The following is a 26,794-nucleotide window of genomic DNA, read 5'->3' on the forward strand; positions in this document are numbered from 1 at the left end:
TTGACGCGAGCCTTGTCCGGCATATTCGGGGTCGCGCTGGCGGTCCTGCTGCTGGTCACGGGAGCTCCTCCGGCGCTCGCCGACCACGGCGAGTGGCAGGAGCGGCAGACCTGGATCGAACCGGTGCGGGAAGAAAGGATCCGCGTGATTCCCGGCCGCTGGGTGAACAAAAGGGTCTGGGTCCCGCCGCGCACGGTGACCAGGGAGGAGACGACCACCGTTGAAGTCGAAGTCGAATACCAGTACTACGTCGAGGACGGGCACTGGGACGTCGTTCACGTTTGGGTCGAGGCCTACGAGGTCCGGTGCCAAACAGTCTGGAAGTGGTACCGGGACTGCTCGGATTTCTGGGGCTCCTGCGAATGGGTCTACGGTCCGCGCGAGGAGTGCAAGCGGGTCGACGTCTCGTATTTCCGGTTGGAGCGCCGCTGGGTCGACACCTCCTACTGGGAGACCCGCACCCGCACCGAAAACCGGCAGGAAACCCGGACCGTGACCGAGGAGATCCCGGGTTACTGGGAAACCCGGCAACGGTGGGTGCCGGGCCGGACCGAGACCTACTGGCACGAAATCGAGCCGGGGCGCTGGGAGACCACCCGGGTATGGGTGGAGCTGCCCCACGAGGGAGTCGGCGAAGAGCCGCCTGCGTGCAGGCCCAGCGGCATCTACAAGGTTTCCAGCAACTACGTGGGCAACACCCAGTGGACCGACGAGGACGGGACCATCCATTACGGGACCGAGACCTCCCCTGAAGAGAACCCCTGGTGGGCGGTCAGCCTGGGTTCGGTTTCCAAGGGCAGCGGCAGCCGCTACGACTCGCAGGCCTTCAACGGCCGCGGGAGCGGCGCCGACGGCCTGCTGCTTGCGGGACGCTTCTACCGCAACTACCTGCCGGACGGGGATTGCTTCGAAGCGGTGAGCGTCGTCTTCTTCCAGGACGATACGGTCGTGGCCGGCGAGCTGGACGAACCCGGTACCCCCGATCCAACCCCAACGCCCGACCCCGGTTCGCCGACCCCGACCCCGAGTCCCACGCCCGAGGCAACGCCCACGCCCGGCAATCCACCGAACTCGCCGACCAAATCTCCGACTTCCACCCCGACCCGGCGACCGACCACCCCGCCCCATTCCCCGACCCAGCCGCCGGTCGTCTTGGATCCCGGGGGAGAGTTCGCCTTCGCGGTGGCCATCGAAGGGTCCGGTGAAGTGACCGGAGCCGGCCAGCCGAGCATCCAGGTGCTGCGCGGCGCTCCCGTCGAGGTCTATCTGCTGCCGCGCCTTAAACCGCCGGAACAGGACCCTGAAGCCACGATTTCGTTCAGGTCGTGGACCTACCTTTCAGGACCCAACGATCATCCGGATTCGCCCACAGCCGGGACGGTGCACGGTCCGCTGCAACCGCTGCGATTGCGTCTCGACGCCCGTCCGCCCGCCGGACGCGCGCAGCATCAGATCGAACTCTCGGCCCGCGTGCGGGTCATCGCCAGCGACGGGCGCATCGAGGACTTCGAACTGCCGGTCACGCTCCTGGCCCAGGTCCACTACCAGGCGATCGCGTGAGAGCGATCAACTGGTGGCGGATCGCCCTGCTGGCGCTGGCGCTGCTGCTGGCCGGCGGTGCGGTATCGATGTACTTACTGGACGACCGCCCGGCCAAGGTCCTGGTCCTGGCCCGCGACGTCCCGGCCGGCCAGCGGCTGGTCGAGTCAGATCTTTCCTTCAAGAATGCCCCGCGCGGCGCGTTGCCGCCCGGCGCCCTTGCCGATCCTGAAGCGGCGATTGGACAGCATGCGCGCGGGCCCCTGCCACGGGGCCAATACCTGACCGGCCGGCAGCTGGCTCCAACCGCCTGGCGTGCGCTCGCCGAATCCAGCATCAAGCTGCCGGTGGGATGGTCCCTGCTGGCGTTGCCGATGGAATTCGAGCACGCCCTCGGCGGGGCCCTCTCGCCGGGGCAGAAAGTCGACCTGTACGCGGTCGCCAAGCGATCGGCCGGACCGGCCGAGATCCTGGCACCCGGAGCCCGGCTGATCGACCTGCGCAGCCCGGATGGGCAGAGCCTGGCGGTGGCGCGTTCTCCCGGATTGGATGCCGACGAACCGCTCGGCTCGGTGTTGATCGCCCTGCCGCGCGCGTTGCTGGCCCGGGTAATCGCCCGCATCGAAAGTTCGCACTTCGTGCTGGCGACCGCCGCGGACGCCGGTCCCTGACGGCAACAGCACCCGGTTCTGGAAATCTCGAGGCCCAACTCGATTTCCTGCGCGACCAGCTGCTCCATCAAGTGGAACCCGAGCTGCTTGATCCATTCCGTTCTGAGCCCGGTCAGCGCCGGCAGCTGCGCGAGTTGATCAGGGAACTGCTGGCGCAGTGGTCGCCGGGCGCCGAATTCGGGGCCGAGCGGATCGAGACCCTGCTGGCCGAGCTGATCGGTCTGGGGCCGCTGGACCCGCTGCTTTCCGATCCGGGCATATCAGACATCCTGGTTAACTCCCCCGACGAGGTCTGGGTCGAACGCCGCGGGCGCCTGGAACGCGTCGATACCGCTTTTCGGGGTCCGGAACACCTGGGCGCGTTGATGGAGAAGATCGCCGCCCTGGTCGGGCGGACCATTAGCCTGCAGACGCCCTGCCTGGATGCCCGGATGGCCGACGGTTCGCGCGCCAACCTGGTCATCGCTCCGGTGGGCGGTCCGTGTCTATCGATCCGGCGGCACCGCCAGGAACTGCGACCCCTGTACGGCGCCGCCGATTCGTGGGCCGCCGGCGGCGGGATGAGCGAACTGATGGGCAGGTTGTTCGCCATGGCCATGAGCGCGCGCTGCAATTTCCTTATCTCCGGCGCCACCGGGGCCGGCAAGTCGACCTTTCTGGCTTCGCTTTTGGCGCATGTGCCGCCAAACGAGCGATTGGTGGTAATCGAGGACACCCAGGAATTGCCGATCGATCCCGGCGCTCACGCCGTGCGTCTGCAGTGCGTGCATGACGTGCGGGGCGCCAGTTCGGGCCAGCGTCGCGTGAACCTGGCCGACCTGGTCGTCAACGCCCTGCGGATGCGCCCGGACCGCCTGGTGGTCGGTGAGATTCGCACCCCGCGCGAGGCTTACGTGACCATAGAAGCCCTGAACACCGGGCATCCCGGGTCGGGATCGACCATTCACGCCGACGGCGCCGCCGATGCATTGGGGCGGCTCGAGATGCTGATCAGGCGCGAGTACGGGGGGTTCAGCGCCGCCGACGTGCGGGCGCCGATCGCCCGGGCGTTTGATTTCATCGTCCATGTCGGGCGCCTGGAGAACGGGCGCCGGATCGTTCGCGAGGTGATCGAACTGGCCGGGATGCGGGGTTCGGAATACGACCTGCGTCCGGCGTTTGCCTGGACCGCGGACGCTGGGTTTCAACCCTGCGGCGAATACAGGACAGGACCGCGGGTCAAGGCCAAGTTCGGTTCCACGTCCGACGTCGGCGCCTAGCGTGCCGATTCACTTCGGATTGGTCGCAGCCGGTGTGGCAGTCCTGCTACTGGGCGCGTTTGACCTGCCGATTGCGGCATCCCGACTCCCGATCTTCGCCGCGGCCGGGGAGTTCCTGGCGCGGATCCGGCGCGCCAGCGGGATCAGTCTGGGATCGGCCCAGCTGCTCGTGGTCTGCTGCATCGCGGGTTTGGGGGCAGGTCGGTTGGCCGCAGGGATCTCCATCCAGATGGCGGTGTTATCCGGGGCCGCGGCCGCAATGGCGCCGCTGGCGTACCTGTGGCTGCGCACCGCCGGGCACGAGCGCCGCATCGAGCGCGAGGTGATCGCCTGCTCCCGGCAGCTCTCGGCGCACCTGGCCGCCGGCGAGAACCTGTACCGCTCGATCCGCCAGCTGGCCGGATCGCGCGACAACCCGGTCGAGGAGGCACTCGGCAAGGTAGCCGACGAGTTCCGTTTCGATCGGCCGTTGGCCCAGGTGCTTGGCGCGGCGGCGGTCCGAGCCCAATACCGGCCGCTGGCGTTGTTGCTGACGGTAATGGCCCAACTCGCCCGGCAGGGCGCGCAGGGCCAGGCGGCCGCCGACGTGCTGGACCTCGTCGCCCGGCAGATCGAGCTCGGGCTGCGCGCGCGCGAGCAGCTCACCGAGCGAACCCGTGGGATTGCTATACAGATCTACGTCGTGGCAGGGGCGATCCCGCTCATGGCCGTCTGGCTCTGGCAGAGCTCCCCGTACCGGTTCTCCGTGTTTGAACTGCCGTTGGGGCGCTCGATCCTTATGCCATTTGCACTGGTGATGGAACTTATTGGATTGGTCCTGCTCTGGCGCTGGACCCGGCCCGATTCGCTGTGAGCATTTCTGCGATCGCCCCACCCGCAATGTTGCTGGCGGCCGCGCTGCTGGTTGGAATAACTGTCCGGATCAGATCGAAGCAACGAGGCGCAACGGAATCGAACCGTATTCGGTCTGCGCTGCCGGTAAGCATTAAGGCGCCTCCGACGCCAATCAAACGGCGTTTTTTGCTGGCGCTGGTCGGAATCGCATTAGGAGTGGCGCTTGTGCCGTTGATCGGTCTTCCCGCATTCGGATTGGCCGGGGTATTGGCCATGATGGGTTCGCTGCTGCCGCGATTGCGTGAAGAGCGAGATCGGGCCCGAGACAAGGCATCGGCGCTGAGTCAGGTCCAGTTGGCCATGGCGTTGCTGCGGGCCCAGATCGCTATGGGGCTGGGGCTGGAGGCGGCCCTACGCCTACTGGCCTACACCCCATTGATTGGTGGGGCCTTGACGAAAAGGCTGCGCTCGGTGCTTGCTGCATACGGGCTGGGCCGATCGGCGGAAACTGCCCTGTCGCAGTTGGGGCGCGAGCTGGGTTCGGTTGAGATAGAGATCCTGGCGCGCTCGATCACCCAGGCGCGGCGATTGGGAGTGGGGCTGGAAGAGACCCTGGCAAGGTCCGAATTCGAGTTCGTTGCCGCCCACGAGCGCCGTGTCGCGGCGGCCGCCGAACGGGCCCAGTTGCGTTCGCAGTTGCTGGTTGTCGGATGCTTTCTGCCCGCATTCATGGCCATGGTCCTGGTACCTCTTTTCCTTGGGATGCTGCAGGGCCTGGGCTCCTGATGGCCACCGGTAACATGGCGTCGGCGGCTTGCGGGTTCGCCTGGCTCCTGACGGCGGTGATGCTGATGCTTGCGTCGTGGTTTGACATGCGATGGCGTCGGATACCGAATTGGCTTACGGTTGCAGCAGCCTTCGGCGGGTTGGCAATCGCGCTCATCCAGGGGGCACTTCTTTGTGCATTGTTTGCGGTCCTACTCTCAATGCTGGTCACAAGTCTTCCCAACCTCTTTAAATCCGGCGCGATTGGCCCCGGAGATATAAAGCTGGTGGGGGCCGTTGGTGCATTGCTGGGCATCGCTAGCACCTTATTCACAATTGGTGCCGCATCCGGTGCGGCCCTGGCTTACGCAATCTCCATTGGGAGATTGCGAAGGAGCCGCAACCGACACTCCGCCCTACCTTTTGCTCCCTTTCTCCTAGCTGGATTTCTACTGGCAACTCGGGACGGGCTATGGCCCATTTGACCGAGGAATTCGAACGATCTCGCCCAATCGAATAGTCGGCACACTCCCCTGCCGATCCCAATCGAGCCATGACATAGGCAAATGCGACCGATCCGGTCATCGCAGCGACGCTAGTCGGCTGTGTGCGACTCGTGATGAAATCGGTGCGCCGGAATAGCACTAGGTAAGGTTGATCGGTTAATGACGACGAGAGTGGTTTGCTGGAATGTTGCCGGTCGCGTAGCACCGTGGCGGCAACTTGTGGAGATGGAAGCAGATGTCGGGCTTTTGCAGGAAGTTAAGGCAATCCCCGACGACGTGGCGGATCGGGTCGAGTGCGGAAGCCGAGAGCATTGGGACTCTCATGTTTGGAACTCTGATTGGTACAAAGACCGCTGGCCGAAGCTCTACGACCGCTGGCCCATGGTGGTCAAGTTGTCCGATCGAGTCCGAATTGAATGGTTCAAACAAGTTGGTCCGATCGGCGGTACAGAGTGCGATGAATTCGCCGTAAGCGGAATCGGCACGGTAGCCGCGGCCCGAGTCGTCCCTGAACAGGGTCAGCCTTTCCTGGCCGTGTCAATGTATGCGCGCTGGATAAGTCCTCACCCAATAGCTAACAGCAGTTGGTCGACCGGTTTTCCGGACGGTTCCGCCCACCGGATCATCTCCGACCTTTCGGCTTTCATCGGCAGCACGGACCCAAACACGCACCGGATCCTGGCCGCCGGAGACCTGAATACTATCTATGGCGCCTCGGATGACAACAAATATTCACTGCCCGCTCGCGACCGGACGGTCTGGGACCGGATGAATGCGCTGGGTTTGGAGTTTCTCGGGCCGCAGTATCCGGCCGGGAGGCGCGCGGACCCCACTCCGCAGGGCTTGCCTCGCGACACTAAGAACGTGCCCACTTTTCACGCAAGTAGCCAAACCCCTGCGACAGCCCAGAACCAATTGGATTACGTTTTCGCTTCACGCGGATTCCATGAACACGTCGAAGTCGAGGCATTGAATTCGGTCGACAACTGGGGTGCGAGTGATCACTGCCGATTGATCATCGACGTCCAGCGGTAACCTCCGGCGAGTCTCTCCGACTTCGGCCGATTGACGAGGATCGTCCCCTTAACCTGTTCAGAATTCGGCCCCGGATTCGAAGAAATGCTCCCTCATAACGGGGAAATCCGGATTGGCCACGACAAGTAAGCACAAGAATGGGGAGCACTTCCAGGGTAAAGAGATCTTTCTCGCCGCCGCGCCCAATCGACGATCGCACCCTAATCTCCTATGCCGGGATTACGCCTGCAGCAAGCTCCTATGCAGAGCTGGGATGTGGCCGCAGAGAGACCGGCGCTGCTGCCATTCCCAACCGCTCCGACGAGATCTTGACAATTGCCTACTCGGTGCATTCCGGCGGCGACTGCAAAATTGCGCAAGCGTCGGCCCGCTGAGAGGAAGGCGCGGCCAAATTCACGCAAATGCGCCGACGTCGGAGGTTGGGTTCCATGCATTCCGGACCGCACGTGTTTTTCGAACGCCCAGACGACCCAGACGACTCGGTTGCATCGGCTATCCGGGCGATCACGAAACCGGGGTCCGTCGGTTGGATTTCGACTCTGGTGCCCGATGGGTCGCCCCGCCTTTCGGCATTCGATGATTTCGGGCTGGTGGGCATGGTTGAACCGGCGGTCATGTTCGCCGGAAGCGGTATCAGCGTGGCCGGCTTCATGCCAAACGCAATAAACCATGCGCGCCAAGTTGGTGAATTTACGGCAAATCTCGCAAACGCAGATCTGCGGCGCCAGCTGTCGGCCACCGATTGGTGGGGCCAAGAATTCGAGAGTGTAGGGGTGACGCCGGCGCCCGGTCGATCGGTCGGTTGTCCGCGGGTAATCGAGAGTCCAATAAGCGTTGAGTGTCGGGTGGTAGCAATCGTCGACCTGCCCTGCTTCGTGACTGATGTAGAAAACGTAGTCGTATTTGGACGCATAACGGGGATCCACATCGATCCACGCATAGTAACTGCGGATGGATTAGATCCGGCCAAGATCGAGCCGATCCGCAAGGCCCAAATTTCCGACGTTGAATAGACCGGCTTAGGGCCAGCAACGCTTCCAAGCCGCGTGCAGTTCGACCCGCTGATCAAATTGATTGACCCCCGCAAATCGGAAAACAAAACCAAAGTTGCTTTGGTGCTCAACTTTCGGCCATGACCAACCGGGATTGCTCCGCGTCCTTGCGGCGGTTGCCCACACGATCCGTGGAGCGTTGCTGCGGCAGAGCGGCCGGCAACATCATCTTTGGCCAATTCGTCATCCGGTCCCGGCAACGCTGCATTCATATCGGCGCTGGCGAAAAGGTCCAAAGAATTCGGGGCCGCCCCAAATCAGGCCGCCTAAGTAGTTCACGGTTATCCGATGCGGTACGATCCGGGCCTGAAACCGCCGCTCTGGAATTCGTTGCGCTCGCACATCGCCACGAATAACTGCGCGACGGCTACCGCATCCTGCCTGGCGCGATGGCCGCCGCTCAATCCGACACCGTAGCGGCTGCAGGCATCGGCCAATTTGTGGGAACGCTCGCCGGAGTCGAAATGGCGCGACATTTGCAACGTATCGATTCCACGGCTGGTGGGCACCTCCAGACCGCAACGTCTGAATTCGGCGTTGAGAAAACCGGCGTCGAACCGGAGATTGTGCGCGAGCAGGACCTTGCCGGCCAGCAACGCTTTGACGGTGTCGGAAACGTCAGAAAAACGCGGCGAATTCGCCACGTCCCTGTCCCGGATGCCGTGAATTCGCGTGGCCGAAGGCGGTATCCGCCGCCCCGGATTCAATAACGACTGCCATTGCCAGGCGATCTCGCCCTCGCCTGTCAATCCGACCAGCGCTATTTCAACGATCCGGTCGCCATTCGGGAATAGGCCGGTGGTTTCGACATCGACTGCGACTACGGAGTCAAGGCCCGTCGGCGAGTTGCGCCCGCCTTTTGGACAATCGGCGTCGGAATCGTCATATTGATCATCACCGAGCAAACGCCGAACCAGGTTCCCGATCAGAGCTTCCAAGCTAGCCGACCTTCGCCCCAGTTTCGAACGGAATCCCTCGAACAGGTGACAACTGCAACGCGAAGGCGCCGCCCCAGTTGATTCAGGCTTTTGTGCATGGCAGTTCGCTTCGCCACATTCACGCCCCTTGCTATACGCCGATCGAGCGCGCAATTCAGCGCGCCCAATACGCGTCACCATTCTGTTTTCATTCTGATTGCGAGGTGAGAATTCTGCGGACGCTAATAAATGTGACTCACCGGTGGCGCAGCCCTGCGGCAATGGTCAGGTACCTGCCAACTTGCTGTTGCGCGTAATTGGCTGCCAGCCGCCCTGAACATCTCTTGGCTGCCGCGAATCTTGAAAATCAGTCTCCAATATGACCGACGTATTGACGCCCGAACAGCGCTCATACTGCATGTCCCAGATCCGGGCAAAAGACATGCAGCCGGAGATGGCGGTGCGGTCCATGATCCATCGACTGGGCTTCAGGTTTCGACTCCACCAGAAAAACCTGCCAGGAAATCCCGACATTGTTCTCGCCAAACACCGCGCAGCCATATTTGTCCATGGATGTTTCTGGCATTGGCATCCAGACCCTAAATGCCCTATTGCCCGATTGCCCGAATCGAACGTTGAGTATTGGGGGCCAAAGCTGGCCCGGACCAGGGAAAGAGATGCAGAACACTTGGCAGAATTGTCACGGCTCGGGTGGCGGGTATTGGTGATTTGGGAGTGCGATTTGCAGTCGCCCGAATCGCTTGTCAATCGGATTTGTAGCCATTTGAAATTGGATCGTGCGGCCCAAGGTACCGATCCGGGTACGGAGGCAGGACGCCAAGACGCGAACCAACAGATAACTGACGTCTCGCGGGGCGCCAATTCATAAGCGGTTCCTGTAATCCGTCAATTGCTCGTTGATACCTCGCGCCACGGTCCAGAACCAATTTAGAAAAACCTACGTCCCCGAGTGGAATTTCAACGTCCCGGGCAGATCAATCCTTAAATTTGTTTTTCAACCAATCGAGCGCGTGTTGCTGGTCGGCGACCGTGGCGGTGCGCAATATGGTCATCATCCTGATGCGGGAGGGAGGCTCCTGGGCAACGTTCTTGGCGCCCTGATTGCAAACGGTGCAGAGCGCACGAAGGTTGCCTGCCGTGTCATCCCCTCCTTGGCTCTTTGCGACGATGTGCCCGACATGCAGAACTGTTCTGCGCCCGTTCACGGGGTGAGGTTCACCGGCGCCGGCACCGCACATCCGGCAAGTGTTGCCGTTTCTGATCAGGACTTCTGCACGCACTCGCCCGCTGATACTGCGCTCGAATTTCAGGTCGCCTTTTGGAGGCGGCGCCTCGGCAAGCCTGTATTGCCCGGGCTTGAGATCTTCAGCGTCGAGATGAGATTCGATCCGCCAACCTTCCTCGTCCCTGAGCTCCCGCAATCTCCGGCCGTATTGGACCTGGTTTCCGCTGGCGTCCCTGACTTGCTCCGTCGTAACAATCTCACCGACTCGCTGGCTGAGGAACGCCCTGATTCCTTTTTTGCCGGTTAATCTTTCAGGCACTTGCGCACTGCCTTCGCCACGGCGGTTGCGAGTTCGACGGTCAGCGCATTGCCGATCTGTCGGTACTGTTGTGTTTTGCCTCCGGCGAATTGCCAATCCGGCGGAAATGATTGGAGGCAAGCCACCATCTTGATGGTCAATCGGGGCATTCCATCAAAATCACGGGACGGCGGCTCATTAGCAATACCCAATCCGTCCACGCCGATTTCGGCCCACTTGGCGCGTGACCTGGTTGGCCCAAGGTCTGGCCCACCGTGTTTGTGCGAGCCGCCCGTCAATGTTGGCGCCGGTTGATCCGCCTTTGCAGCCCATTCCTTAGCGTGGAGCCAACCGCCTTCGGCAATCAATTCACTGAGGGCCTCGCCCACGGTGCCACCGCCGCCATTCGGCTCAGGCCATTGAAACGACAAATCGTCGCCGTGGGCGACCATAAACGCTCGGGTGCGGTTTTGGTTCGCGCCGAAATCAAAAGCGTTGAGCAAACCCCACTTGGTTCGGTAGCCGGACTTTTCAAGTGCGCATTCCAAATCCGCCCGATATTGCTCGAAACGGCGCTGCATCAGCCCCCGCACGTTCTCAACGACAACCATCCTCGGATTGGTTGCGTCGACGATGCGCAGCAAAGCGGGGAATAAGTCGCGTTCATCGCTCCGGCCTTTTTGTTTTCCAGCCACAGAGAACGGAGGGCAGGGGAGCCCGCCGGCCACGACATCGACGCCGCGCCAATAGGCCATGTCCAATTGGCGGATATCTGCATTGATGACATTCCAATACGGACGGTTAATGCGCAAAGTTGCGCAAGCGTGATCGTTGTCGTCAATCAGCGCCGAATGGTCAAATCCCGCCCGCTCAAAGCCAATCGCCTGGCCGCCGCCGCCGGCGCAAAGCTCTAGAACCGTGGGTTTCACGCCGGGGACTCAATGATTGGCGGGTGGACATTTCCCTCGACAGTGGCTGATTCCACAGTCAAACAGGACAAACGGTCATTCATACAACCAGAATACAACCCTTATCGGTTTACTGGATGATTTTGCGGGTACCGGTGCGGGCCTGGCAAGGGCATTCGAGCGCCACCGGAGGTTCCACAGGCCCGCTGCCGCGGTTGTTGGCTACCCGAATGTGGCACGCCAATTCGAATCGGTGAATATCCAGATTGAGGTTGCATTTCGCCTGATTGTTCAAGCCATTTGGTCGATCGAAGGCGCCCTTATTGCCCAAGCTGGTTTGCGCCAGATTGGCAGCAGCGCTTTCAGTGACCCCTCGGTTGCTGCAGCGCCATTCCATTTTCGTTGACGGATTGGAAGCGGTAACGAATACGAGGCAATCGGGCCGATGCGCTTCGCCGAAACTTCCCGGCGGTGACAAGCCGTCCTCAGGCGGACCGAAACCGGCAAACGGCGCGCATGTCGCACGTCCCGCAGGCGCGCCCAGAAGGGGTCGGCGTGAAATCGGCGCTTCGAAACCGTTCAATCGCTTTGAGCACGCGCTCTTCGGCAGCCTCGATTGCCAATTGATCGGTTTGCACGGAGAGGCGATCCCCCAAGTCAAGGTCATGTACGTATGCTCCTCGAACGTCAAGCCCTTCACGCCGGCCGGCGCTGGCGTAGATCTGGAGCTGGAGATCGTAATCGTCACCTCGGCGGAGCGATGTCTTGTAGTCGACTAGCGCGAGGGCTTGAGTTTGGCCCTCTTCTCGATCAAGAATCACATCCGCTCGCCCGGCCACCGTTGCGCCGTCCAAATGCAATTCGAATGGACGCTCAACTTCCCACAACCTGTCGAGGTCTTCAGAGTACGCCTCCAAGTAACGATTAACCAGGCGCCGAGCGGATGCCTTGAGCTGTTTGTGGGCCGGTTTGCTTGCGTACGGCAGGAACATCGCTTCTTCAAATATTCGATCTAGCTCCTCGTGCGAAGGCGGGGACCCGGATTCTTGATGGTGCTCGGCAACACGCCGCAATGCGTGGTGCACAGCGGTACCGTAACCGAGTTCTGGGGCGATCCGCGGCTGAAATCCGAGACCGTGGCGAAGCCGAAACGCATAGGGGCAGCGCAAGTAATTGGCGAGCTCAGAAAAGGAAAGGTTGACGCGCGCCAGTTCGCCGGTAGCTTCACGCGCACTCGGAGGCGGCGGTAATTCGGGGCGATCGGGTCGGGGTTCTCCTCCTAGCCCGGCGAGAAACGGCGAGGACCCGGAGCGGGCCGTATTCACGCGTTCGTGGGCGGAAAGGGACAACCAATCGCGGGCCCTCGTAACTGCGACGTAGAAAAGTCTCCGCTCATCGTCCATCGACCCCTCGTACCTGGCCCGGTCGAAAAGGTTTGGTGCGACGAACCAATTCCCTGCGCGACCCATTCTTGAGGGAGGGAACCGCTTCGCGGTCAGCGACGGCACAAATACGATAGGCCACTCACGCCCCTTTGCGCCGTGCACAGTGGTAAGGGTGACCGCATCGACAGCCAAGTCTTCTTCTCCCTCAAATCCTTCGTAGGCACCGTGCGCGTAGTTTTGAACGAAGGTCGCCAGCCTGAAGTAGAAAAAGGACCCCCTGTCTTGCCCGCCGATTTGCTCCCCAGGAACAGCTGGATCTGGCCGGGACCGGCGCTGGACGCTTTCGAAATCGGCCAGGATGCGGGAACAACGCGCGAGGCACCCCAGCCGCGCGACGTTTTCCGGTTCGTCCGGATCCCAGTCAAGCACACCGCAATGTTCCAGAAGGCGGTAAAAGTCCCCGACTAAGTCGGCCGGATGCGTCGGCGACTCGGCTTCTTCCTGCCAGTTCTCAAGCAACTCACGCAATTCCTGCCGTTGCCCGCTGCCTAGGCCATATTCGATTTCGTGCCGGTCCAGCAGATCGTCGATTTCGACGCTTAGGCGCTGGCCGTATTGTTCATCGCTCCATTCAATGCCCGCCAAAAAAGCCACCGAACGGCCAAATAGCCGGGCAAGAGGCTGTTGAAACAACCCCTCCGCAGCCCCTGTCGTCACGGGTATGCGTTCAAACGCCCGCAGCAAAGCCGGATAGGCGACTTTGCCGCGGACGAGCACGGCAATGTCGCTATAGCGCCACCCCTGGTCGCGGAGATTGCGGATAGCTTCGGCAATCGTTTCCGATTCGCCCTGTTCGGTTGGTGCGACCCAGACGGTGTGCTCCGGTTCGGCCGGCTCTCGGTCGGGCTGCATTTCCTTCGGCAACCGGTTTGGAATCTGCGACGAGATCCCGTTTGCGAGGCTGATTATCCCTGGCCGGCTGCGCCGGTTGACAACGATTGGGTATTGCTTCGCGTCATAGCGTTGTTTGAATTCAAGGATGTTGTTTACGTCGGCTCCGCGCCACTGATAGATCGATTGATCGTCATCGCCAACCACGCAGAGCTCTACCGGCCCGCTAGCAAGCAATTCAATAAGGCGTTCTTGGGCCGGATTGATGTCTTGGTATTCGTCGACCACCAGGTGCCGTAGCGACGAGTGGATTGTTCCCAGAACGGCACCGGATTCGAGGGCGCGAACCGCATGCTCTATCTGCTGGCCGTAAGTAAGCAATCGGCGCAGGTTCAATTCGTTGTAGTAGCGCCGGGTAATCTCCCCGAATGCCCCTTCGAGTTGATCGACCGCAATCAGCTCGTTCTCGACGACGGCGATATTCGCTCTGAAGTCACGGATTGCTGCGAACAACGGCCTGTCAAGCTCTCCCAGCTTGATGCGGCTTGACTCGATGGAGAGGAATGCCGAGAGGCCGTGCTCATCAAGTACGTCGAAAGTTTCATATCCGGGGACCTGCGACTGAAGAAGCCTGAAGCAATATGAGTGAATCGTGCCGATAAAGCAGTCGTTCATGTGATCGAGAAAGCCTCGGCCGAGGCGGTTCGCGACGCGGTCTTCGACCCGAGTCTTCAACTCATCAGCCGCAGCTTCGTTAAATGTGAATGAGACGATTTGCCCAGGGAGGACACCGTCTGCGAGGAGGTCTGCAATTCGCTGCGATACAACTTCGGTTTTGCCCGAACCAGCGGACGCAATGATTTGGAGAGGCCCGCCACGGTGTCTGACGGCATCCAAAGAGGCGCCGTCCAAGGTTGGCGGAACCGTCATACAACCTCCCGCAAGGTGCTTCGCAATCTAGATTCGATTGTTTGATTGCCAAAGGATTATGCGGAGAGGCATTCAGCAATCTAGTCAAATACGGATTCCCAATGGGGAGGCGTGCGGAAACGCACCCGCGCAAAGGATTTCCGTCACCCCTTTGGATTCAGCAATATTCGAACCAGGGGATCTGGAATCCGCCTAGGCATGTTCACAATCACACCGTTCTTGCGCGTTTCAAGTTGCCTGCGACCGATTGGCGCACTAGCTGAACGCCGCAATGAAGCGAATCGCGTCCTAGATGCGGCAGGTCGAAGCCTGCGAAATCGGGTCAATGGCGGCGAATACAAATGGCCGGTGCCGGATTCGCCATTGAATTGGAATCAAACCGTTGTGGTTTGGACCGCTTTCAAATCGCGTAAGTCAAAAGTAGGCGCTCGCGAACGAGTTCCTCATTCAGGGAGTGGCCCTTCATTTGAAACCTTTTGAGCATGGATCTGCCCGTATCGAGATAAACCTCGCGTTCGAACAATCCGTCCGGCAGGTTCAGATGGCAAACGAACTCGCCGGAGCGCTTGGATCCGTCGATGCTCAAGGCAACTCGCGCGCCTCGGTTCTTGCAACCGGCAATCGCCTCGAACAGTCGTTCCAGATCGAACGATTGCGAACCGTACAGGATCGATTGGCTGTACGAGTACGGCGGGTCGCAATAGACAAGGTCTCCACGCTGGGCGAGATCCATTGCCTCTTCGAACGGCCGAGTTGCGAAGGTGACACCGCGAGTCCTCGAAAGCCAGTCATCGACTCTTTCGTCGAATGAGTCCGGCGGAATCGGATTGTGAACGCCGCAAGGCGTCGACATGTGCCCGTCGCGTTTCCTGAACCGCACGATGCCGCCGTAACAAGACCTGGAAAGAAAAAGCAAGTCGGCGCCATTAGGTTCCCGATTGAAAGACGATTTGATCCGCTCGTATTCGGACTTTTTCTCCCCCGAGGCCACAGCTTCCCAACGAGTCCGATACCAGGCTTTCAGGGTGTTGGGGCGAGATTTGAGAGTCTTCCAAATTTGGATCAACGGCTCGAACGCATCCGTGGCGATCGCCTGATCCGGGGACAGATGCCCTAACACCGCTCCGCTTCCAAGAAAAGGCTCGAAATATGTGCCGAATTCCTCTGGAAAGTGCGAAATGATCTCCGGGGCCGAGCGGTTCTTGCTTCCAACCCACTTCAGCAAGGGTTTGTATCGCGGCCGCCCAGTTCTTGCAGGCGCCAATTCCCCAGTGAATCCTAGTTGCGTCGAACTGTCAATTGACTTTGCTCGCATCCCCATATTCCATTTTGGCATATTGTGAAAGCCGCTTGTAGCATCGCCGCATGTCGGGCGAGGACTTTCAATTCGAACGCGATGCGCTCCGGGATTTGCTCCGACAAACAAGGAAAGAAGCGGGGCTGCGGCAAATCGACGTTGCCCGCCGCTTAGGGCAAACGCAGTCGTTCGTGAGCAAGTACGAATCCGGTGAACGACGACTCGACTTGATCGAGTTGAGAGCAATTTGCAGCGCGTTGGGCATTCCGTTGTCGGATTTCGTCGCCCGATTCGAAAAGTCCACTTAGTGTTGCCCGAAACCAAGTTCTTGGATTTGCCGAGCCCGTTTTGGGCCACTGTTCGACTGGTCAGCGAGACTGCCGGTTATTCGATGAAGGGTGCCGATAGAGTAAAGGCTCCGAGCGCCCAAGAAATTTGCACGGCTATCTCCAAGCGCGGGTTTAATCCCCTGCGAAAGGCGAATGAGGCCTTAGGGCCAGCCCAGCTTGACGAGCTACTGGGCGAGTACCTCGCTTTTCGAGCTCACACGCTTAATGAATACGTCAGGCCTCGATTGATGGACGTGTACCGGGCGGCAACGGTTTTTGCCGAATTGCAAGACAGTCTCGAACCCACTTGCCCAATCCCGATGAATAAACAGAAGGGCGACAAAAAGGCACCGGCTTACTTCACTGGAATTGTCAACATGCTCGTCGAAGCGCACGGCGCGGGAATCAAATGCGACTACGACCCCCAAAGATTGATAACCGCCTCTCAGGCCGGCGATCTGGTTTTCACGTCCGCGAGAAGATTGGACGGAGCGTTCGGCGGAGACAAGAATCCGATCGCAGTCTGGGAGGTCAAAGAGCAGTACTACACGACCACGTTCGGAAGTCGAGTCGCGGCAGGTGTGTACGAAACGCTATTGGACGGCATGGAATTCGCCGCATTGCGAGATTCGCATGGAATCCAGATAAAGCACTACTTCATGCTCGACGCGTACGACACTTGGTGGGGAAAGGGCCGTTCGTACTTGTGCCGGATCGTCGATATGCTGCATATGGGATATGTGGACGAAGCTTTATTCGGTTACGAAGTGGTAGAGCGGCTTCCGCAAATAGTCCAAGGGTGGGTGAACTGCGACCGCGTCCAATGACGGTTCCCGTCGAAGCAAGCCCGCATCACGATCCGGACGGCGCGCTGCTGGCTTAGCTAGGCCCCGGGGAGGCCTTGTTCGGAAGGCTGGATAGGAAATTGGTCGCCGAGAAGCTGAACGCCGGATTCGTCACGGACGGAAGCATCGATGCCAACGGTTCCGTAGGCGTTTCTCTAACGGTTCGCAACCCTCGGACATCTCAATCGGCTACTCCCTGGAGCGCCACGCCGCCGCCGTTTTCCGCGGCCACTGCCTCAAGTACGATCGCTATTCGGTGACTGAAAGCATCAACAAGCCAGACTTCCCGTTTACCGGGATTGACGCCCGCAGGGCCGTGTCGTCGGGATGATGGCGCCTGGCAAGGCTCGGGGCCAGATTAACCTGCAAGGGCCGCTGGCGGCAGGTGTTGGTGGAAACGCAATAGGTCCCGGAAAAGCACCTCCTGACGCTTGAGCCGGGAAAATCGAAGTCGCAGGCGCGCCAGATGGAGGCAGCCAAACTGCAACTGGTCGTACCGATTGCCATTTATGCCAGCTACTCACCAACACAGCGGGGATGGCCGCGGACCTTCGATCGATTCGTCCGCGAAGTGGAGGCCCAAAAACAGCCGTGACTGGGTCGTCGGCTTCCCGGATGCCCGCCCGCATTTGCGTCGGCAACGGCGGCGGCTGGGGTGGTCAGTGCTGATCGACGACCGCTCAGCAAATTCGGCGCGTGGATCCTAGCGCGGGGGCCATGCCGCAATCCGACCGGCGGATCGGGCGCGATCACCTTACGATCCGCGAGCGCAGCAAGTTGATGAGCAGAATCCGCTCAAAGGACACCAAGCCCGAGTTGTTGGTTCGGCGGCTCTTGCACGGGATGGGGTATCGATACCGCCTGCACGCGAAGGAACTACCGGGCCGCCCGGACCTCGTGTTCCAGTCCCGCCGAAAGGTCGTATTTGTGCACGGATGCTTCTGGCACCGGCACGAGGGTTGTAAGGCGAATCGCCTACCAAAATCGCGGCGGGAATTCTGGCGAAGCAAACTCGAAGGCAACGCGCGGCGCGATGACCGGAACGTGGCGGCCCTGGTGGCGCTCGGGTGGCGCGTGCATATTGTTTGGGAGTGCGAAACGTCAAATTTGGACTGCGTCGCCGGGACAATCAAGCGTTTCCTCGGCCCCACGCGCATGCGATCGTCACACCCGCACGTGAAAACACAACGCCCCGACGCCAACTAGCTGAATAAACGAGGATCGAACCGCGGTCGACGGCACACCGACGAGACTCCCCGGCCGGAGCGAAGTTTGCGGTCACACAACCGGGGCGCGCCGCGCAAGCGTTGCACCCGGCCGCAAGTCCGCCAGCTGTCGCCTTCCCTTCCAACGCGACAATTGGACCATGCCGACCCTGCATCTAGCTGAGGGGGAAGCCGAGTTTGTCCAAGGGCCATGCACAGGAAACCCCTGACCGGGTTGAAGCGATCCCCGAAAGTAGATCGCTGATTGACTTGTTCGCGGGCGCCGGGGGGTTTTCGCTCGGATTCGCCCAAGCCGGGTTTTCGCCGGTGCTCGGGGTCGACGACGACCAGCGCGCGATTTCCGCCTACTCCGCGAACTTTCCGGGCGTCGCCACGATACTGGGAGACGTTGGCGAGTTGACCGGATCTGAGATGCTTGACTCCGCTGGCGTCGACTCCTGCGGAGTCGTTGTCGGAGGCCCGCCGTGCGCGGCGTTCTCTATGGGCGGGTTCAGAAACGCCGACGATGATCGGTCCGAGCTAGTCTTCGAGTTCGGCCGGGTCGTTCGAGAGGTCGGACCAATGTATTTCGTGATGGAGAACGTGCCCGGAATCTTGGTGCCGCCCTTCGACGCGATCATTGAGAGATTCCGATCGGAAATGCGGACCGCCGGGTACCAAGTCACCGATCCTTGGGTGCTGGACGCTTCGGACTTCGGTGTTCCTCAGCGGAGGAGGAGGGTTTTCCTCGTGGGAGCGAAGGACGGAAGTGCACTTCCGGTGGAGCCCGCGGCCGGTCGCGAATCCAATCCCACGGTAAAGGACGCGATTGGGGATCTGGAGACACTTGAAGGCGAAACCCCTGGGCCCGATGGGGAGTTGACCCATTCGGCCGAGGTTGTGAGCGCCTACGTGGAGCAGCTCCGAAGGCTGTTTCCGGAGAACGGCGAGTCGCAGCATTCCGGCGTGCAAATGAAATTGACGGGGTGCGCGCGGGTGGAGCATTCCGAGGACGTCGCAAAGAGGTTCGAGTCGGTTTGTCCTGGCGAGGCCGATCCGGTAAGCCGATTCCACAGACTCCACCCGGATCGGACATCCCCCACGATCCGAGCGGGCACGCTTCCGGCCCGCGGCAGCCACACCGCGCCGCGCCCGATCCACTATCGGTTTCCCCGGTGCATCACGGTGCGCGAAGCCGCAAGACTCCAGTCCTTCCCTGACTGGTTTCTCCTCGATTCGACTAAGTGGCGGGGCTTCATGCAAGTGGGAAACGCCGTTCCGCCGCTGCTCGGTCAGGCGGTCGCCGACTCAATTGACAGGGCAATCTCGCAGGAAGCGTAGGCGATTCCATGGCCGAAACAATTGCAGCGAACGCGAGCGCCACGAGAGCTTTCTTCGTCGACATGTTGGTGCGAGACATCGGCGTCGACGGGGCAATCCTCGATCTCGTCGACAACTCAATTGACGCTGCGGTCGCGCACTCGAGTCAACGGGAGGGCCTTGGTCTCTTCTGGGTCGAAGTGGTCTTCAATTCCGACTACTTCGAGATCCGTGACAACTGCGGCGGCATCGATGTCGAAACGGCCCGGAATTACGCGTTTCGATTCGGCAGGGCGAGGGAATTCAACCCGAAGTCAAAGATCGGCGAATTCGGCATTGGGATGAAGAGAGCCGTCTTCAGGCTCGGGCGGAAGTTCTTGGTCGAATCGTCCACAACAGACGCAAGTTTCAGCGTCGACGTCGACGTTGCCACATGGCGCGAACAGCGAGGGGAATGGACGTTTCCGATGGTCGTTTCGGATCCGCTGGGCGATTCGGGCACCCGGGTCAAAGTTACGGAACTAAACCAGGGTGTCGCTGAGCTACTCGACGGCGAGGAATATTCGAACCGAATGTTGCAGGAGATTGCTGAAGCGCACAGCGAAGCGCTGCGGCTTGGGATGCAATTGACCGTGAACAAGATCCCGGCCGACGCGCGGTTGCACGAGGTGCTGAACGGCGCTGGAATTGCCCCAGAGAACCAGACTATCGAACTGGTCTCCGGGGACCACCCGGTGAAACTCCGCATAGTGGCCGGTATCGGGCCAGACAGGCGTTCAAGGTCCGAGTCCGGCTGGTACATATATTGCAACGGTCGATTGGTATTGAAAGCCGACCGAACGCCCCTGACCGGATGGGGCACCGGAGGTACCGGCCAATCCGACGGCATACCCGCATGGCATCCCCAATACGCCCGATTCCGCGGTTTCGTGTTCTTCGAGTCCGAACACCCCGCCGCATTGCCGTGGACCACGACGAAGACTGAGATAGATGAGTTTTCCCCCGTCTATCAAAACGCGCTCGGAAGGATGCGCACGGTGATTCGGAGATTTACCTCATTCACGAACGAACTTGACCAGGAACGCGAACGATATCAAGAGAGCGAAGGGGACGCCCCCCAAGTGATCCAAGAAGCGATCGGCAAAGCCGAGCTCGTAGCGGTCAACGACTTGCCGGAAGGTGAATTCGCCGTTCCGGAGCGAGGCCGAATAAAGCGAACGCCGAGCGGCCCGAAAATGACAAGAGTGCTATTCCACGCCCAAGCAGATCAAGTGGGCGAACTCAAGGCCGCGTTTGGCCTGACGACCAATCGGGCAGTCGGGGAACTGGCATTCGAGCGCCTGTATGAAGAAGAAATCGCCTAGGACCACCCATGGCGACATTCCGGCCGAAGCTCGACTATGCAATCCGCCCCGCCAAAGCCACAGTTCGCAGAATGGTCGCCGAAACCCTCGCGAAACTCGACCCGGCGGTGGCCGCCAACGAATGCCGCTATGTCGGAATGGGATCGATCTTTTTTCGGGATTTTCAGATCTTCCACCGGCGACTCGGGATGAACGACATGGTCACAATCGAGGGAAACAGGAACGCGGAGTCCCGAGTCAAATTCAATTTGCCGCTGGCCTGCATCGAATTGATGATGGACTCGGCGGGAGCCGCACTTGCAAAGTTGCAGCTCGGTGCCCGCCCCCATGTGATATGGCTCGACTACGAAAGTCGCTTGAACCCTGGCGTTCTTTCCGATGTAGAGGAGGCGGCGAAGCGGAGTTGCGCGGGCAGCATTCTGCTGGTTTCGGTAAATGCCGAAAGGTTACTCGGCGATGAGCGCGAGAGTTGGCTAAGCGGATTCGGGGCCGAGGGGGAGCGGCCGCATCCACGCAACCCTCGATCCCGAAGAGAATACACGATGCTGTCCTACCGCTTGCTGGACGCCGCGATCCAAAGCGCGATCCGGTTCCGAAACGCGGCGCTGCCCTCTGAAAGGCGAATCGAGTTCCGCCAACTGCTGCATTTGGTCCACGCCGACGGTGCCCAAATGCTGACGGTGGGCGGTGCGCTGGCGGGGGAAAGGGAGTGCGCGAGTTGGCCTGAACACGAGATCAATACTCTCGAATTCACCCGATCAGGCAAGGATCCATTCCATGTCAGAATTCCGCCGCTCACTCGTCGCGAAGCCCAGCACCTTTTGAGCCGCGTGCCCGATGTGGGCGGCGCGTTGAATAGGGCCGCGGCCGAGGCTGGCATCCCTAGGGCCGACGCGCGGCAATTCGCATCCATCTATCGATACGCGCCATTGTTTGTCGAAGCCGAAGATTGGTGACCGGCATCTCCGCCACCTGTCGCTATCACCGGCGTTAGACGCGACAGGGCCGGCCCTTCGGTATTCGGCGCTCGGTTACAACTTTGATCGAATCGGTGGTCTTTGCGCAAATTCCTACGGGTAGATTGCGCGTTTCTGGCAACAGCTCCAGCATCGTCTGGAGAAACAATGCCCCCTGGCCATGATCGGCTTCTGAGTCCAGGAGATTCGAGACAGGCCAAGTTCGTCGGTGCGGAGATACTTGAAAACGGAAAACCGGCGAGCCAGGTGGCGGTCCAGTTCGCGTTCGACTCTGCGGGCCGCCTGCAGGAGCGGAGTCAACTCCGCAAGCAATTTCTCACGTTCGCGGCGCCGCGAGTGGATCCTGCCGTCCACGTATTTCAGCAAGGTTCCAAACCCGTCATGGCCTAGCTGTCTAGTTTCCAAGGACTAGATGCACACTGGGTCGCGGGACAGATACCGATACCGGCAGAATCACTTCACGTCATTGACAGCTGGACCGCGGGGTTGAGTGGATAGTCCGATGGTCGTCCCGAATCACCCGGTTGGATTACGAAATCCCTGCGGTCCCTATAGAGCCTTGCGCGATTTAGTACGTAGTTGGTTCCTGGTTCAATCTTTTCCCAATGTGTCATCAACCAGTACTTGTGCTCGCCGATGAACAAGTAGGTGTTTTGCATGCTAAAGAATCGGCAGGACACTCCTTCGCCGGCGCGAAACCGTTGGCAAACTGCCAAAAGAAGCTCTTGCTGGCTGTCTCTCTCAGTTAGGACATATTCGTGTGGCCACGTGTCGCGATAGGTGACCGCTTCTCGCCAAGGCGCATTTCGAATTAATTCCGTTAAGTTCGCAAGCACTGGAATTGTTCCTGATCAATCACTGCCCATATTGCAAGGTATTGTCGTCAGTCCTTCTCAGCCGATTCCGGGCCGGGCAAGCTACTAACGATTGTTGGCATGCCCGTACGCTATTCGCAGTTCGGACCTATTTGGCCAAGCTCACCATTGCTCGTCAGTTGTTATTTCGAAACAAGAATCCGATTCCGCCCCCGCTGGAATTCGTGAACTGGTCGGTCCCAATCCTCAAAGGCATCGGCGTTCAATACCAAAGCTCCGGACTCCTAATCCAGACGATCAACGGAACGTAATGAACGCGCTAACTTGGGTTTATAGGGCGAGATTATTGAGATCCTACGGATCGGCGGCCCTCCATTGCAGCTAATGTCCCTGCCTGTCGATCTCGGCAATGACACTGGCGTTGATCCAATCCGCCTAGGCTAGGTTTCCGCATGGCCCTGCCATTGCTCCGGGATCGTCGCGGGATTGCGACCTAGATCGGAACCTCGGCTCCATCAAGTGCGACAGCCAGTCGTTTTTCTCTGCCGACAGTCACGTCGATCACGATCACGCAGACCTCAAGATCCTGCAGCCTGGCAAGTACTCTTCGGATCTCGTCGCGGGTTTTATCCGAACCAGGCGATATCACCTCGCGTCTCGTCCCGGTGCGCTTTCACAAACTCGCGACTACCAAGATGAGCGAATTGAAATTGCCAAGTAGGTCGTCGCATTTGCTATCAGTGACACACCCACCCCGATTGTTGGGGCCCCAGCAGTCAATGAGGTAATTCATGAATAGAAGTTTTTCAAAGCCATGCATAAGGCTCGTACGAAACCCGGGTTTTTGACGACATCGTGCCTGAAGCGTGGCCTCTTGATAAAGCTGTGCAGTTTATCCCAATGCCAGGGGTCTTGGAATCGGACCGTACTGAGCTTCTATTTCGCGCTTTGATCGAGTCGTGTCGCCGCCAACCGAACGAGCATCTGGCATCCAACGGAGCAGCGAAGGAAAACGGTGCGCCGTCGCGATCATTCTTGCTTCATCACTGAAGTCAATCTCATAGACCGACAGCTCGTTGGCGATTTCCTGCGCGCGTGTACCGATTGCAGCGAACTGGCGCCTTGGCGCATCTTCTTCTAGCGGATCAGCTGAAAAACGATAAATCTGCATAACTAGCTCGGACTTTGCTTCCGAGCTTTCTCCCAAGTCGGATAGGTTTTGCGAATCTGCTTAGTTGTCTGCAAGAACGGCCCCTCAATCGTTGCGTATGGAATCCAGCGCACGATGCCAGGGAAAAGCTGAGCCGTCTTGGTCAGCGTGCCTTCGTCGTTTAGGACGTATACCGGAATTCGGAAATCGGCATCTTCTTGCTCGTTGCCAATCGCTACCATCTTGGAGCCGCCATTGTCAATTCGAAATAAAACCATCGGTCTACTGCTTAATCAGTGGGGCATTTCTCGGCGGGCTCCCTGGCGTGACGACCACGCAATTGTGCGGTCGTAGCGGATCAAGGAAGGTTCGGACTGCCGCAGCCGGCGTAGCCCACTTCCAAGATACGAGGGATTATTTGCAGTGACTGACGCTCGATCGGCCACGTTGAATCAGTTGACCGCTGCCCCAATTAACCGAGGGTGCTAACTGCGGGCCAGTGTTTCTTCTGGTATGCAAGCAAATCAGATCCCGTTAGAACCCGCGTTGAGTTGTTGATTCGCGCATAAAAAACCTCACCGAGTTCACCCTTACCTCTTGCAAACACCGGGTGCGCGCTTTTGCGTACATCTATACGAGCGACTGTCCGGCCGTCGATGGTGCAGAACAGGATTGGCGTTTCCGTGGCTGCAATTGCGCCCAACGCATTTTCGATGGCTGTCGTTAACCAAAGTTCCCAGCCGTCGCGGTCATTCCCTTTGACGTGTCGATAGTCGGATTCGATACCGACTGCATCGCCTCCGTCATTGATGCCCACCAATACCGTCCCGCCGTTGGTATTCATGAATGCGGCGATCGACTTGATCACGGCCCGCGTTATTTCGTCATCTTTCGCATCAGTGAAAAAGTTGTGTCTTGCCGTTGACTTGAATTCCACAACTGCAGATTCGCCAGCACCGAGTAATGATTGCACCCCTCCGCTTACGGACTCGTTCGGTTCAATGAATGGACTTTCGTCGCGGTCGGGCCGCCTGTTGACTGGTTTTCCCATAGCTCTTTCTGCATGCTTAAGCAGGCTCTCGAATCGCTGATTGAAAAACTGTACGAAGTCATCGTGTCGCGTCGCGGCAGGATCAATGTCGTGCGAACGCAAGATGCTGTCCAGCTCGTGGGATTCAATTGCCGCATTCGACTCGATGCGCGAAAGGTAGATGCTTGGCGCACTGCCGCCAATTCGGCGATTGGTACTGGCATCGAGTGCAGTCTTGTTGACAATGCAATTGGCTATTCCGGGCGGTACGCGATTGTCGGAGTCGCCGGTTGCTCGCGCTCCTTGCGGTGAGTGGTTGTTGCACCATGCCCGCGGGAATATGTGATGAATGTCGATGGCGTGCTCAGAGTACGTGAGAGCGTCAATCCGTTTGCCAGTCCGAAAGTCTTTGCCTCCTTCTCTCATTTGCAGCGCGTACAAGCCTTTGTAGGCAGCGCTATTGCGCGTTCGGAGGGTTAGTAGCCGATCTGCCTGGAATTGAGCGGACTGCACTGTGCGCGGAGACGGCCGGTTGATTGGGTCCTCGATCCAAGCGACGCAATCTTCCAGGTCGTTGGCGAACCTAGTCTCCGTTGTGCCACTGTACATCTCGCCAAGTACTCCGCACCAGTACCATTGCCCCAGGCGCTGTTGCGCCCCAAATGACTCCGCTCGATCTTGCAGCCACCCGTAGATCGCCCCCAGAGGGACTAGCTGTGTGGCATATGGAATATCCCGGTATCTGAAGATGCTGTGAGCGTGAAAGAAAGGCACCGTCCGAATTAGCCCTCTTTCCGCACAATTTGCCCACCGGCGATAACTTGCAAGTGGCAAACGCAACACGTCGCGACGTTTGCAGGATACTGCGGGTGCCTTGTCATCTGTAGGTTTGTCTTGCATGTGTTGCGTGCGCCGCTCGAAGGTCGCCAATAACGCGACGATCTGCAGGAATGCAGGTGCATTAATCCCTTTCAGGAGCTCGTGTTGTTTGAGCCGCGCACTTCGCTCTTCCCAATCCTTGCGCAACTCAAAGTCGCCGGCCGCGTAGGTCGCCGTGAGCAATTCAAATACGGTAAGCGTGACGCCCCCGGTGTTTACTTTCTCGAATACTTGACAAACTGCTTCCTTCGGCGTCGATTTGATTAGCTCGATCGTCGGCACCTGGTACTGTACGAACGGGTTAATCAATGCATCCTGAAATCGCTTCCACTTATTGAGGCGCCCTTCCATGCCACCTGGACCGAACTGCAAGTAGGCCATTTGCCAATCAACCGTTTCGCTTGAATCCAAAACGATGCCCAACGGAAACATCTCTTCCGCAATTTCCAATTCGCGAGAACTTAAATCCAAGTCAACCCTGCGACCAAAATCGCTCCGAAGAATCCGCCCCTCGGGGACACTCAATATCCCTTCTTCTTCACGGTCTGCATTAGGGTCGATACAAACATCAATCTTTGCGTAGTAATGTCTCCGCAGGTCATGGCCACGACTGTCCCGTGTATTAACAGGCGAGTTCGACTTCAACGCCTGAAACAATGAAGTGAGTCTTTGCTGGCCATCCAATAGCAATGTTTCAGGGATCCGCTTCGCTGGATCCCTCACGCCTTCAAGTGCGCGCGCTTTGAAATTGACGTCTGGATTTCCGGCTTCCAGCGTCATGACCGCACCGATCGGGTATGAGAGTGAAATCGAAACGAGAAGGCTGCGAATGTGGTCGTCATCCCAAATCCAACTGCGTTGAAAATCCGGCAGTTGTAATTCGCCAGCCGCTGCTTGGTCGAGCAATTGCGCAAGCGGCAACTCATCGCTACTGAATTTTTTTTCCAACTACTTCTCCAGATCCCCGCGTGCAGGCGCACTTCGTGGCGGCCAACATATTCTGCCGGTGCGTCCGGGGAACTAGACCCAATCGCAATTATGTCTGGTACTTGCTTCGACATGCTGCATCGAATCGCAATCAATGGATTCAGTTATTGCAGCGAGTGGCGAAATTGACTTTCGAATCAGGACGGATTTGCTTACTTGATAACTCAACTAATTTGATTACATTTCCAGTAATCGGCTCGATCAGCGAAACCTGTTCGTAAGATCGCCACCCGGATTCAAGGGTTGAAAGAACCTCTCACAAAGGCGCGCGCTTTCGAACACGGTTAAGTTTGGGTGCAAGAGCCACGTTTTGCTCCCTGTCTAGGTGAATCAAAACTCATTCAGCGTCGTGTATTGGTG

27 protein-coding genes are annotated in these 26,794 nt (G+C 59.2%); 19 read left to right on the forward strand and 8 right to left on the reverse strand.

Features of this window, described 5'->3' with window-relative positions; translation table 11 throughout:
* The 8 genes from F4X41_00300 to F4X41_00335 all read left to right on the forward strand — a co-directional run bounded on the left by F4X41_00300 (position 1) and on the right by F4X41_00335 (position 7,622).
* Positions 1-1,560, forward strand: a complete 1,560-nt coding sequence (locus F4X41_00300; protein ID MYB15466.1) for a hypothetical protein — start codon at positions 1-3, stop codon at positions 1,558-1,560.
* Positions 1,557-2,210, forward strand: coding sequence for a hypothetical protein (locus F4X41_00305; GenBank protein ID MYB15467.1), 654 nt, complete (start codon positions 1,557-1,559; stop codon positions 2,208-2,210). The genes F4X41_00300 and F4X41_00305 overlap by 4 nt, the downstream gene beginning before the upstream one ends.
* Entirely contained in the window at positions 1,892-3,469 is a 1,578-nt protein-coding gene (locus F4X41_00310) for a CpaF family protein (protein MYB15468.1), read from the forward strand. Before F4X41_00305 ends, F4X41_00310 begins: the two co-directional genes overlap by 319 nt.
* 34 nt (positions 3,470-3,503) lie before the next feature.
* A complete protein-coding gene (locus tag F4X41_00315; GenBank protein MYB15469.1) occupies positions 3,504-4,322 on the forward strand; it encodes a hypothetical protein in 819 nt (272 codons plus the stop codon).
* 197 nt (positions 4,323-4,519) lie between these two features.
* Positions 4,520-5,089 carry a hypothetical protein gene (locus F4X41_00320; protein MYB15470.1) on the forward strand — a complete coding sequence of 190 codons (570 nt, stop codon included), beginning with the start codon at positions 4,520-4,522 and terminating at the stop codon, positions 5,087-5,089.
* A complete protein-coding gene (locus tag F4X41_00325) occupies positions 5,014-5,553 on the forward strand; it encodes a prepilin peptidase (protein ID MYB15471.1) in 540 nt (179 codons plus the stop codon). Before F4X41_00320 ends, F4X41_00325 begins: the two co-directional genes overlap by 76 nt.
* A gap of 180 nt (positions 5,554-5,733) precedes the next feature.
* On the forward strand, positions 5,734-6,609 hold the full coding sequence (locus F4X41_00330) for a hypothetical protein (protein MYB15472.1): 876 nt from the start codon (positions 5,734-5,736) through the stop codon (positions 6,607-6,609).
* Positions 6,610-7,151: 542 nt separating this feature from the next.
* Positions 7,152-7,622 carry a hypothetical protein gene (locus F4X41_00335; protein ID MYB15473.1) on the forward strand — a complete coding sequence of 157 codons (471 nt, stop codon included), beginning with the start codon at positions 7,152-7,154 and terminating at the stop codon, positions 7,620-7,622.
* A gap of 320 nt (positions 7,623-7,942) precedes the next feature.
* Here F4X41_00335 and F4X41_00340 read toward each other — a convergent pair whose 3' ends face one another.
* Positions 7,943-8,860, reverse strand: coding sequence for a 3'-5' exonuclease (locus tag F4X41_00340; protein ID MYB15474.1), 918 nt, complete (start codon positions 8,858-8,860; stop codon positions 7,943-7,945).
* Positions 8,861-8,957: 97 nt separating this feature from the next.
* On the opposite strand from F4X41_00340, the gene vsr (F4X41_00345) reads away from it, so the two are divergent.
* Positions 8,958-9,467 (forward strand): DNA mismatch endonuclease Vsr, encoded by a 510-nt coding sequence (vsr, locus tag F4X41_00345; protein ID MYB15475.1) that lies wholly within the window; start codon positions 8,958-8,960, stop codon positions 9,465-9,467.
* A gap of 106 nt (positions 9,468-9,573) precedes the next feature.
* On the opposite strand, the gene F4X41_00350 is transcribed toward vsr (F4X41_00345), so the two are convergent.
* Both F4X41_00350 and dcm read right to left on the reverse strand, forming a co-directional pair.
* Positions 9,574-10,143, reverse strand: a complete 570-nt coding sequence (locus tag F4X41_00350; GenBank protein MYB15476.1) for an HNH endonuclease — start codon at positions 10,141-10,143, stop codon at positions 9,574-9,576.
* A complete protein-coding gene (dcm, locus tag F4X41_00355; protein MYB15477.1) occupies positions 10,128-11,051 on the reverse strand; it encodes a DNA (cytosine-5-)-methyltransferase in 924 nt (307 codons plus the stop codon). Before dcm ends, F4X41_00350 begins: the two co-directional genes overlap by 16 nt.
* Before the next feature lie 16 nt (positions 11,052-11,067).
* On the opposite strand from dcm, the gene F4X41_00360 reads away from it, so the two are divergent.
* A complete protein-coding gene (locus F4X41_00360; protein ID MYB15478.1) occupies positions 11,068-11,436 on the forward strand; it encodes a hypothetical protein in 369 nt (122 codons plus the stop codon).
* Between the two features lie 79 nt (positions 11,437-11,515).
* Here the strand turns inward: F4X41_00360 and F4X41_00365 are convergent, their stop codons facing one another.
* Positions 11,516-14,236, reverse strand: a complete 2,721-nt coding sequence (locus tag F4X41_00365; protein ID MYB15479.1) for an ATP-dependent helicase — start codon at positions 14,234-14,236, stop codon at positions 11,516-11,518.
* 400 nt (positions 14,237-14,636) lie between these two features.
* Positions 14,637-15,551, reverse strand: a complete 915-nt coding sequence (locus tag F4X41_00370; GenBank protein ID MYB15480.1) for a Dam family site-specific DNA-(adenine-N6)-methyltransferase — start codon at positions 15,549-15,551, stop codon at positions 14,637-14,639.
* A 50-nt stretch (positions 15,552-15,601) separates the two neighbouring features.
* Between F4X41_00370 and F4X41_00375 the strand changes: the two genes are divergently transcribed.
* From F4X41_00375 to F4X41_00415, 9 genes are all read left to right on the forward strand, one after another.
* Entirely contained in the window at positions 15,602-15,841 is a 240-nt protein-coding gene (locus tag F4X41_00375; GenBank protein ID MYB15481.1) for a helix-turn-helix transcriptional regulator, read from the forward strand.
* Positions 15,842-16,110: 269 nt separating this feature from the next.
* Entirely contained in the window at positions 16,111-16,689 is a 579-nt protein-coding gene (locus tag F4X41_00380; GenBank protein MYB15482.1) for a hypothetical protein, read from the forward strand.
* Between the two features lie 97 nt (positions 16,690-16,786).
* Positions 16,787-17,038, forward strand: a complete 252-nt coding sequence (locus F4X41_00385) for a hypothetical protein (GenBank protein MYB15483.1) — start codon at positions 16,787-16,789, stop codon at positions 17,036-17,038.
* A gap of 6 nt (positions 17,039-17,044) precedes the next feature.
* Complete coding sequence (locus F4X41_00390; GenBank protein MYB15484.1) at positions 17,045-17,113, forward strand: hypothetical protein; 69 nt, start codon at positions 17,045-17,047, stop codon at positions 17,111-17,113.
* Positions 17,114-17,131: 18 nt separating this feature from the next.
* Entirely contained in the window at positions 17,132-17,302 is a 171-nt protein-coding gene (locus F4X41_00395; GenBank protein MYB15485.1) for a hypothetical protein, read from the forward strand.
* Positions 17,303-17,424: 122 nt separating this feature from the next.
* Entirely contained in the window at positions 17,425-17,913 is a 489-nt protein-coding gene (gene vsr / locus F4X41_00400; GenBank protein MYB15486.1) for a DNA mismatch endonuclease Vsr, read from the forward strand.
* A gap of 179 nt (positions 17,914-18,092) precedes the next feature.
* The gene (locus F4X41_00405; GenBank protein ID MYB15487.1) at positions 18,093-19,253 is read left to right on the forward strand and encodes a DNA cytosine methyltransferase; all 1,161 of its coding nucleotides are present in this window, start codon (positions 18,093-18,095) and stop codon (positions 19,251-19,253) included.
* Positions 19,254-19,261: 8 nt separating this feature from the next.
* On the forward strand, positions 19,262-20,596 hold the full coding sequence (locus F4X41_00410) for a hypothetical protein (protein ID MYB15488.1): 1,335 nt from the start codon (positions 19,262-19,264) through the stop codon (positions 20,594-20,596).
* Between the two features lie 71 nt (positions 20,597-20,667).
* On the forward strand, positions 20,668-21,552 hold the full coding sequence (locus F4X41_00415) for a hypothetical protein (protein ID MYB15489.1): 885 nt from the start codon (positions 20,668-20,670) through the stop codon (positions 21,550-21,552).
* A 114-nt stretch (positions 21,553-21,666) separates the two neighbouring features.
* Here F4X41_00415 and F4X41_00420 read toward each other — a convergent pair whose 3' ends face one another.
* The 3 genes from F4X41_00420 to F4X41_00430 form a co-directional block, all read right to left on the reverse strand.
* On the reverse strand, positions 21,667-21,939 hold the full coding sequence (locus F4X41_00420; GenBank protein MYB15490.1) for a hypothetical protein: 273 nt from the start codon (positions 21,937-21,939) through the stop codon (positions 21,667-21,669).
* 1,341 nt (positions 21,940-23,280) lie between these two features.
* Entirely contained in the window at positions 23,281-23,559 is a 279-nt protein-coding gene (locus F4X41_00425; GenBank protein ID MYB15491.1) for a hypothetical protein, read from the reverse strand.
* Between the two features lie 451 nt (positions 23,560-24,010).
* Positions 24,011-26,395: a DUF262 domain-containing protein gene (locus F4X41_00430; protein MYB15492.1), complete on the reverse strand. Its 2,385-nt coding sequence runs from the start codon at positions 26,393-26,395 to the stop codon at positions 24,011-24,013.
* Positions 26,396-26,794: the final 399 nt, after the last annotated feature.

The sequence above is a fragment of the Chloroflexota bacterium genome, from assembly GCA_009840625.1.
Taxonomy (GTDB): Bacteria; Chloroflexota; UBA11872; order UBA11872; family VXNJ01; genus VXNJ01.

Excerpts from the sequence above, each read along its gene's own strand:
- F4X41_00310 (MYB15468.1), top strand. The coding sequence starts at position 1,892 with ATGGTCCCTGCTGGCGTTGCCGATGGAATTCGAGCACGCCCTCGGCGG.
- F4X41_00325 (MYB15471.1), top strand. The coding sequence starts at position 5,014 with ATGCTTTCTGCCCGCATTCATGGCCATGGTCCTGGTACCTCTTTTCCT.
- F4X41_00330 (MYB15472.1), top strand. The coding sequence starts at position 5,734 with ATGACGACGAGAGTGGTTTGCTGGAATGTTGCCGGTCGCGTAGCACCG.
- vsr (MYB15475.1), top strand. The coding sequence starts at position 8,958 with ATGACCGACGTATTGACGCCCGAACAGCGCTCATACTGCATGTCCCAG.
- F4X41_00365 (MYB15479.1), bottom strand. The coding sequence starts at position 14,236 with ATGACGGTTCCGCCAACCTTGGACGGCGCCTCTTTGGATGCCGTCAGA.
- F4X41_00370 (MYB15480.1), bottom strand. The coding sequence starts at position 15,551 with ATGCGAGCAAAGTCAATTGACAGTTCGACGCAACTAGGATTCACTGGG.
- F4X41_00375 (MYB15481.1), top strand. The coding sequence starts at position 15,602 with ATGTCGGGCGAGGACTTTCAATTCGAACGCGATGCGCTCCGGGATTTG.
- F4X41_00380 (MYB15482.1), top strand. The coding sequence starts at position 16,111 with ATGGACGTGTACCGGGCGGCAACGGTTTTTGCCGAATTGCAAGACAGT.
- vsr (MYB15486.1), top strand. The coding sequence starts at position 17,425 with ATGCCGCAATCCGACCGGCGGATCGGGCGCGATCACCTTACGATCCGC.
- F4X41_00410 (MYB15488.1), top strand. The coding sequence starts at position 19,262 with ATGGCCGAAACAATTGCAGCGAACGCGAGCGCCACGAGAGCTTTCTTC.
- F4X41_00415 (MYB15489.1), top strand. The coding sequence starts at position 20,668 with ATGGTCGCCGAAACCCTCGCGAAACTCGACCCGGCGGTGGCCGCCAAC.
- F4X41_00425 (MYB15491.1), bottom strand. The coding sequence starts at position 23,559 with ATGCAGATTTATCGTTTTTCAGCTGATCCGCTAGAAGAAGATGCGCCA.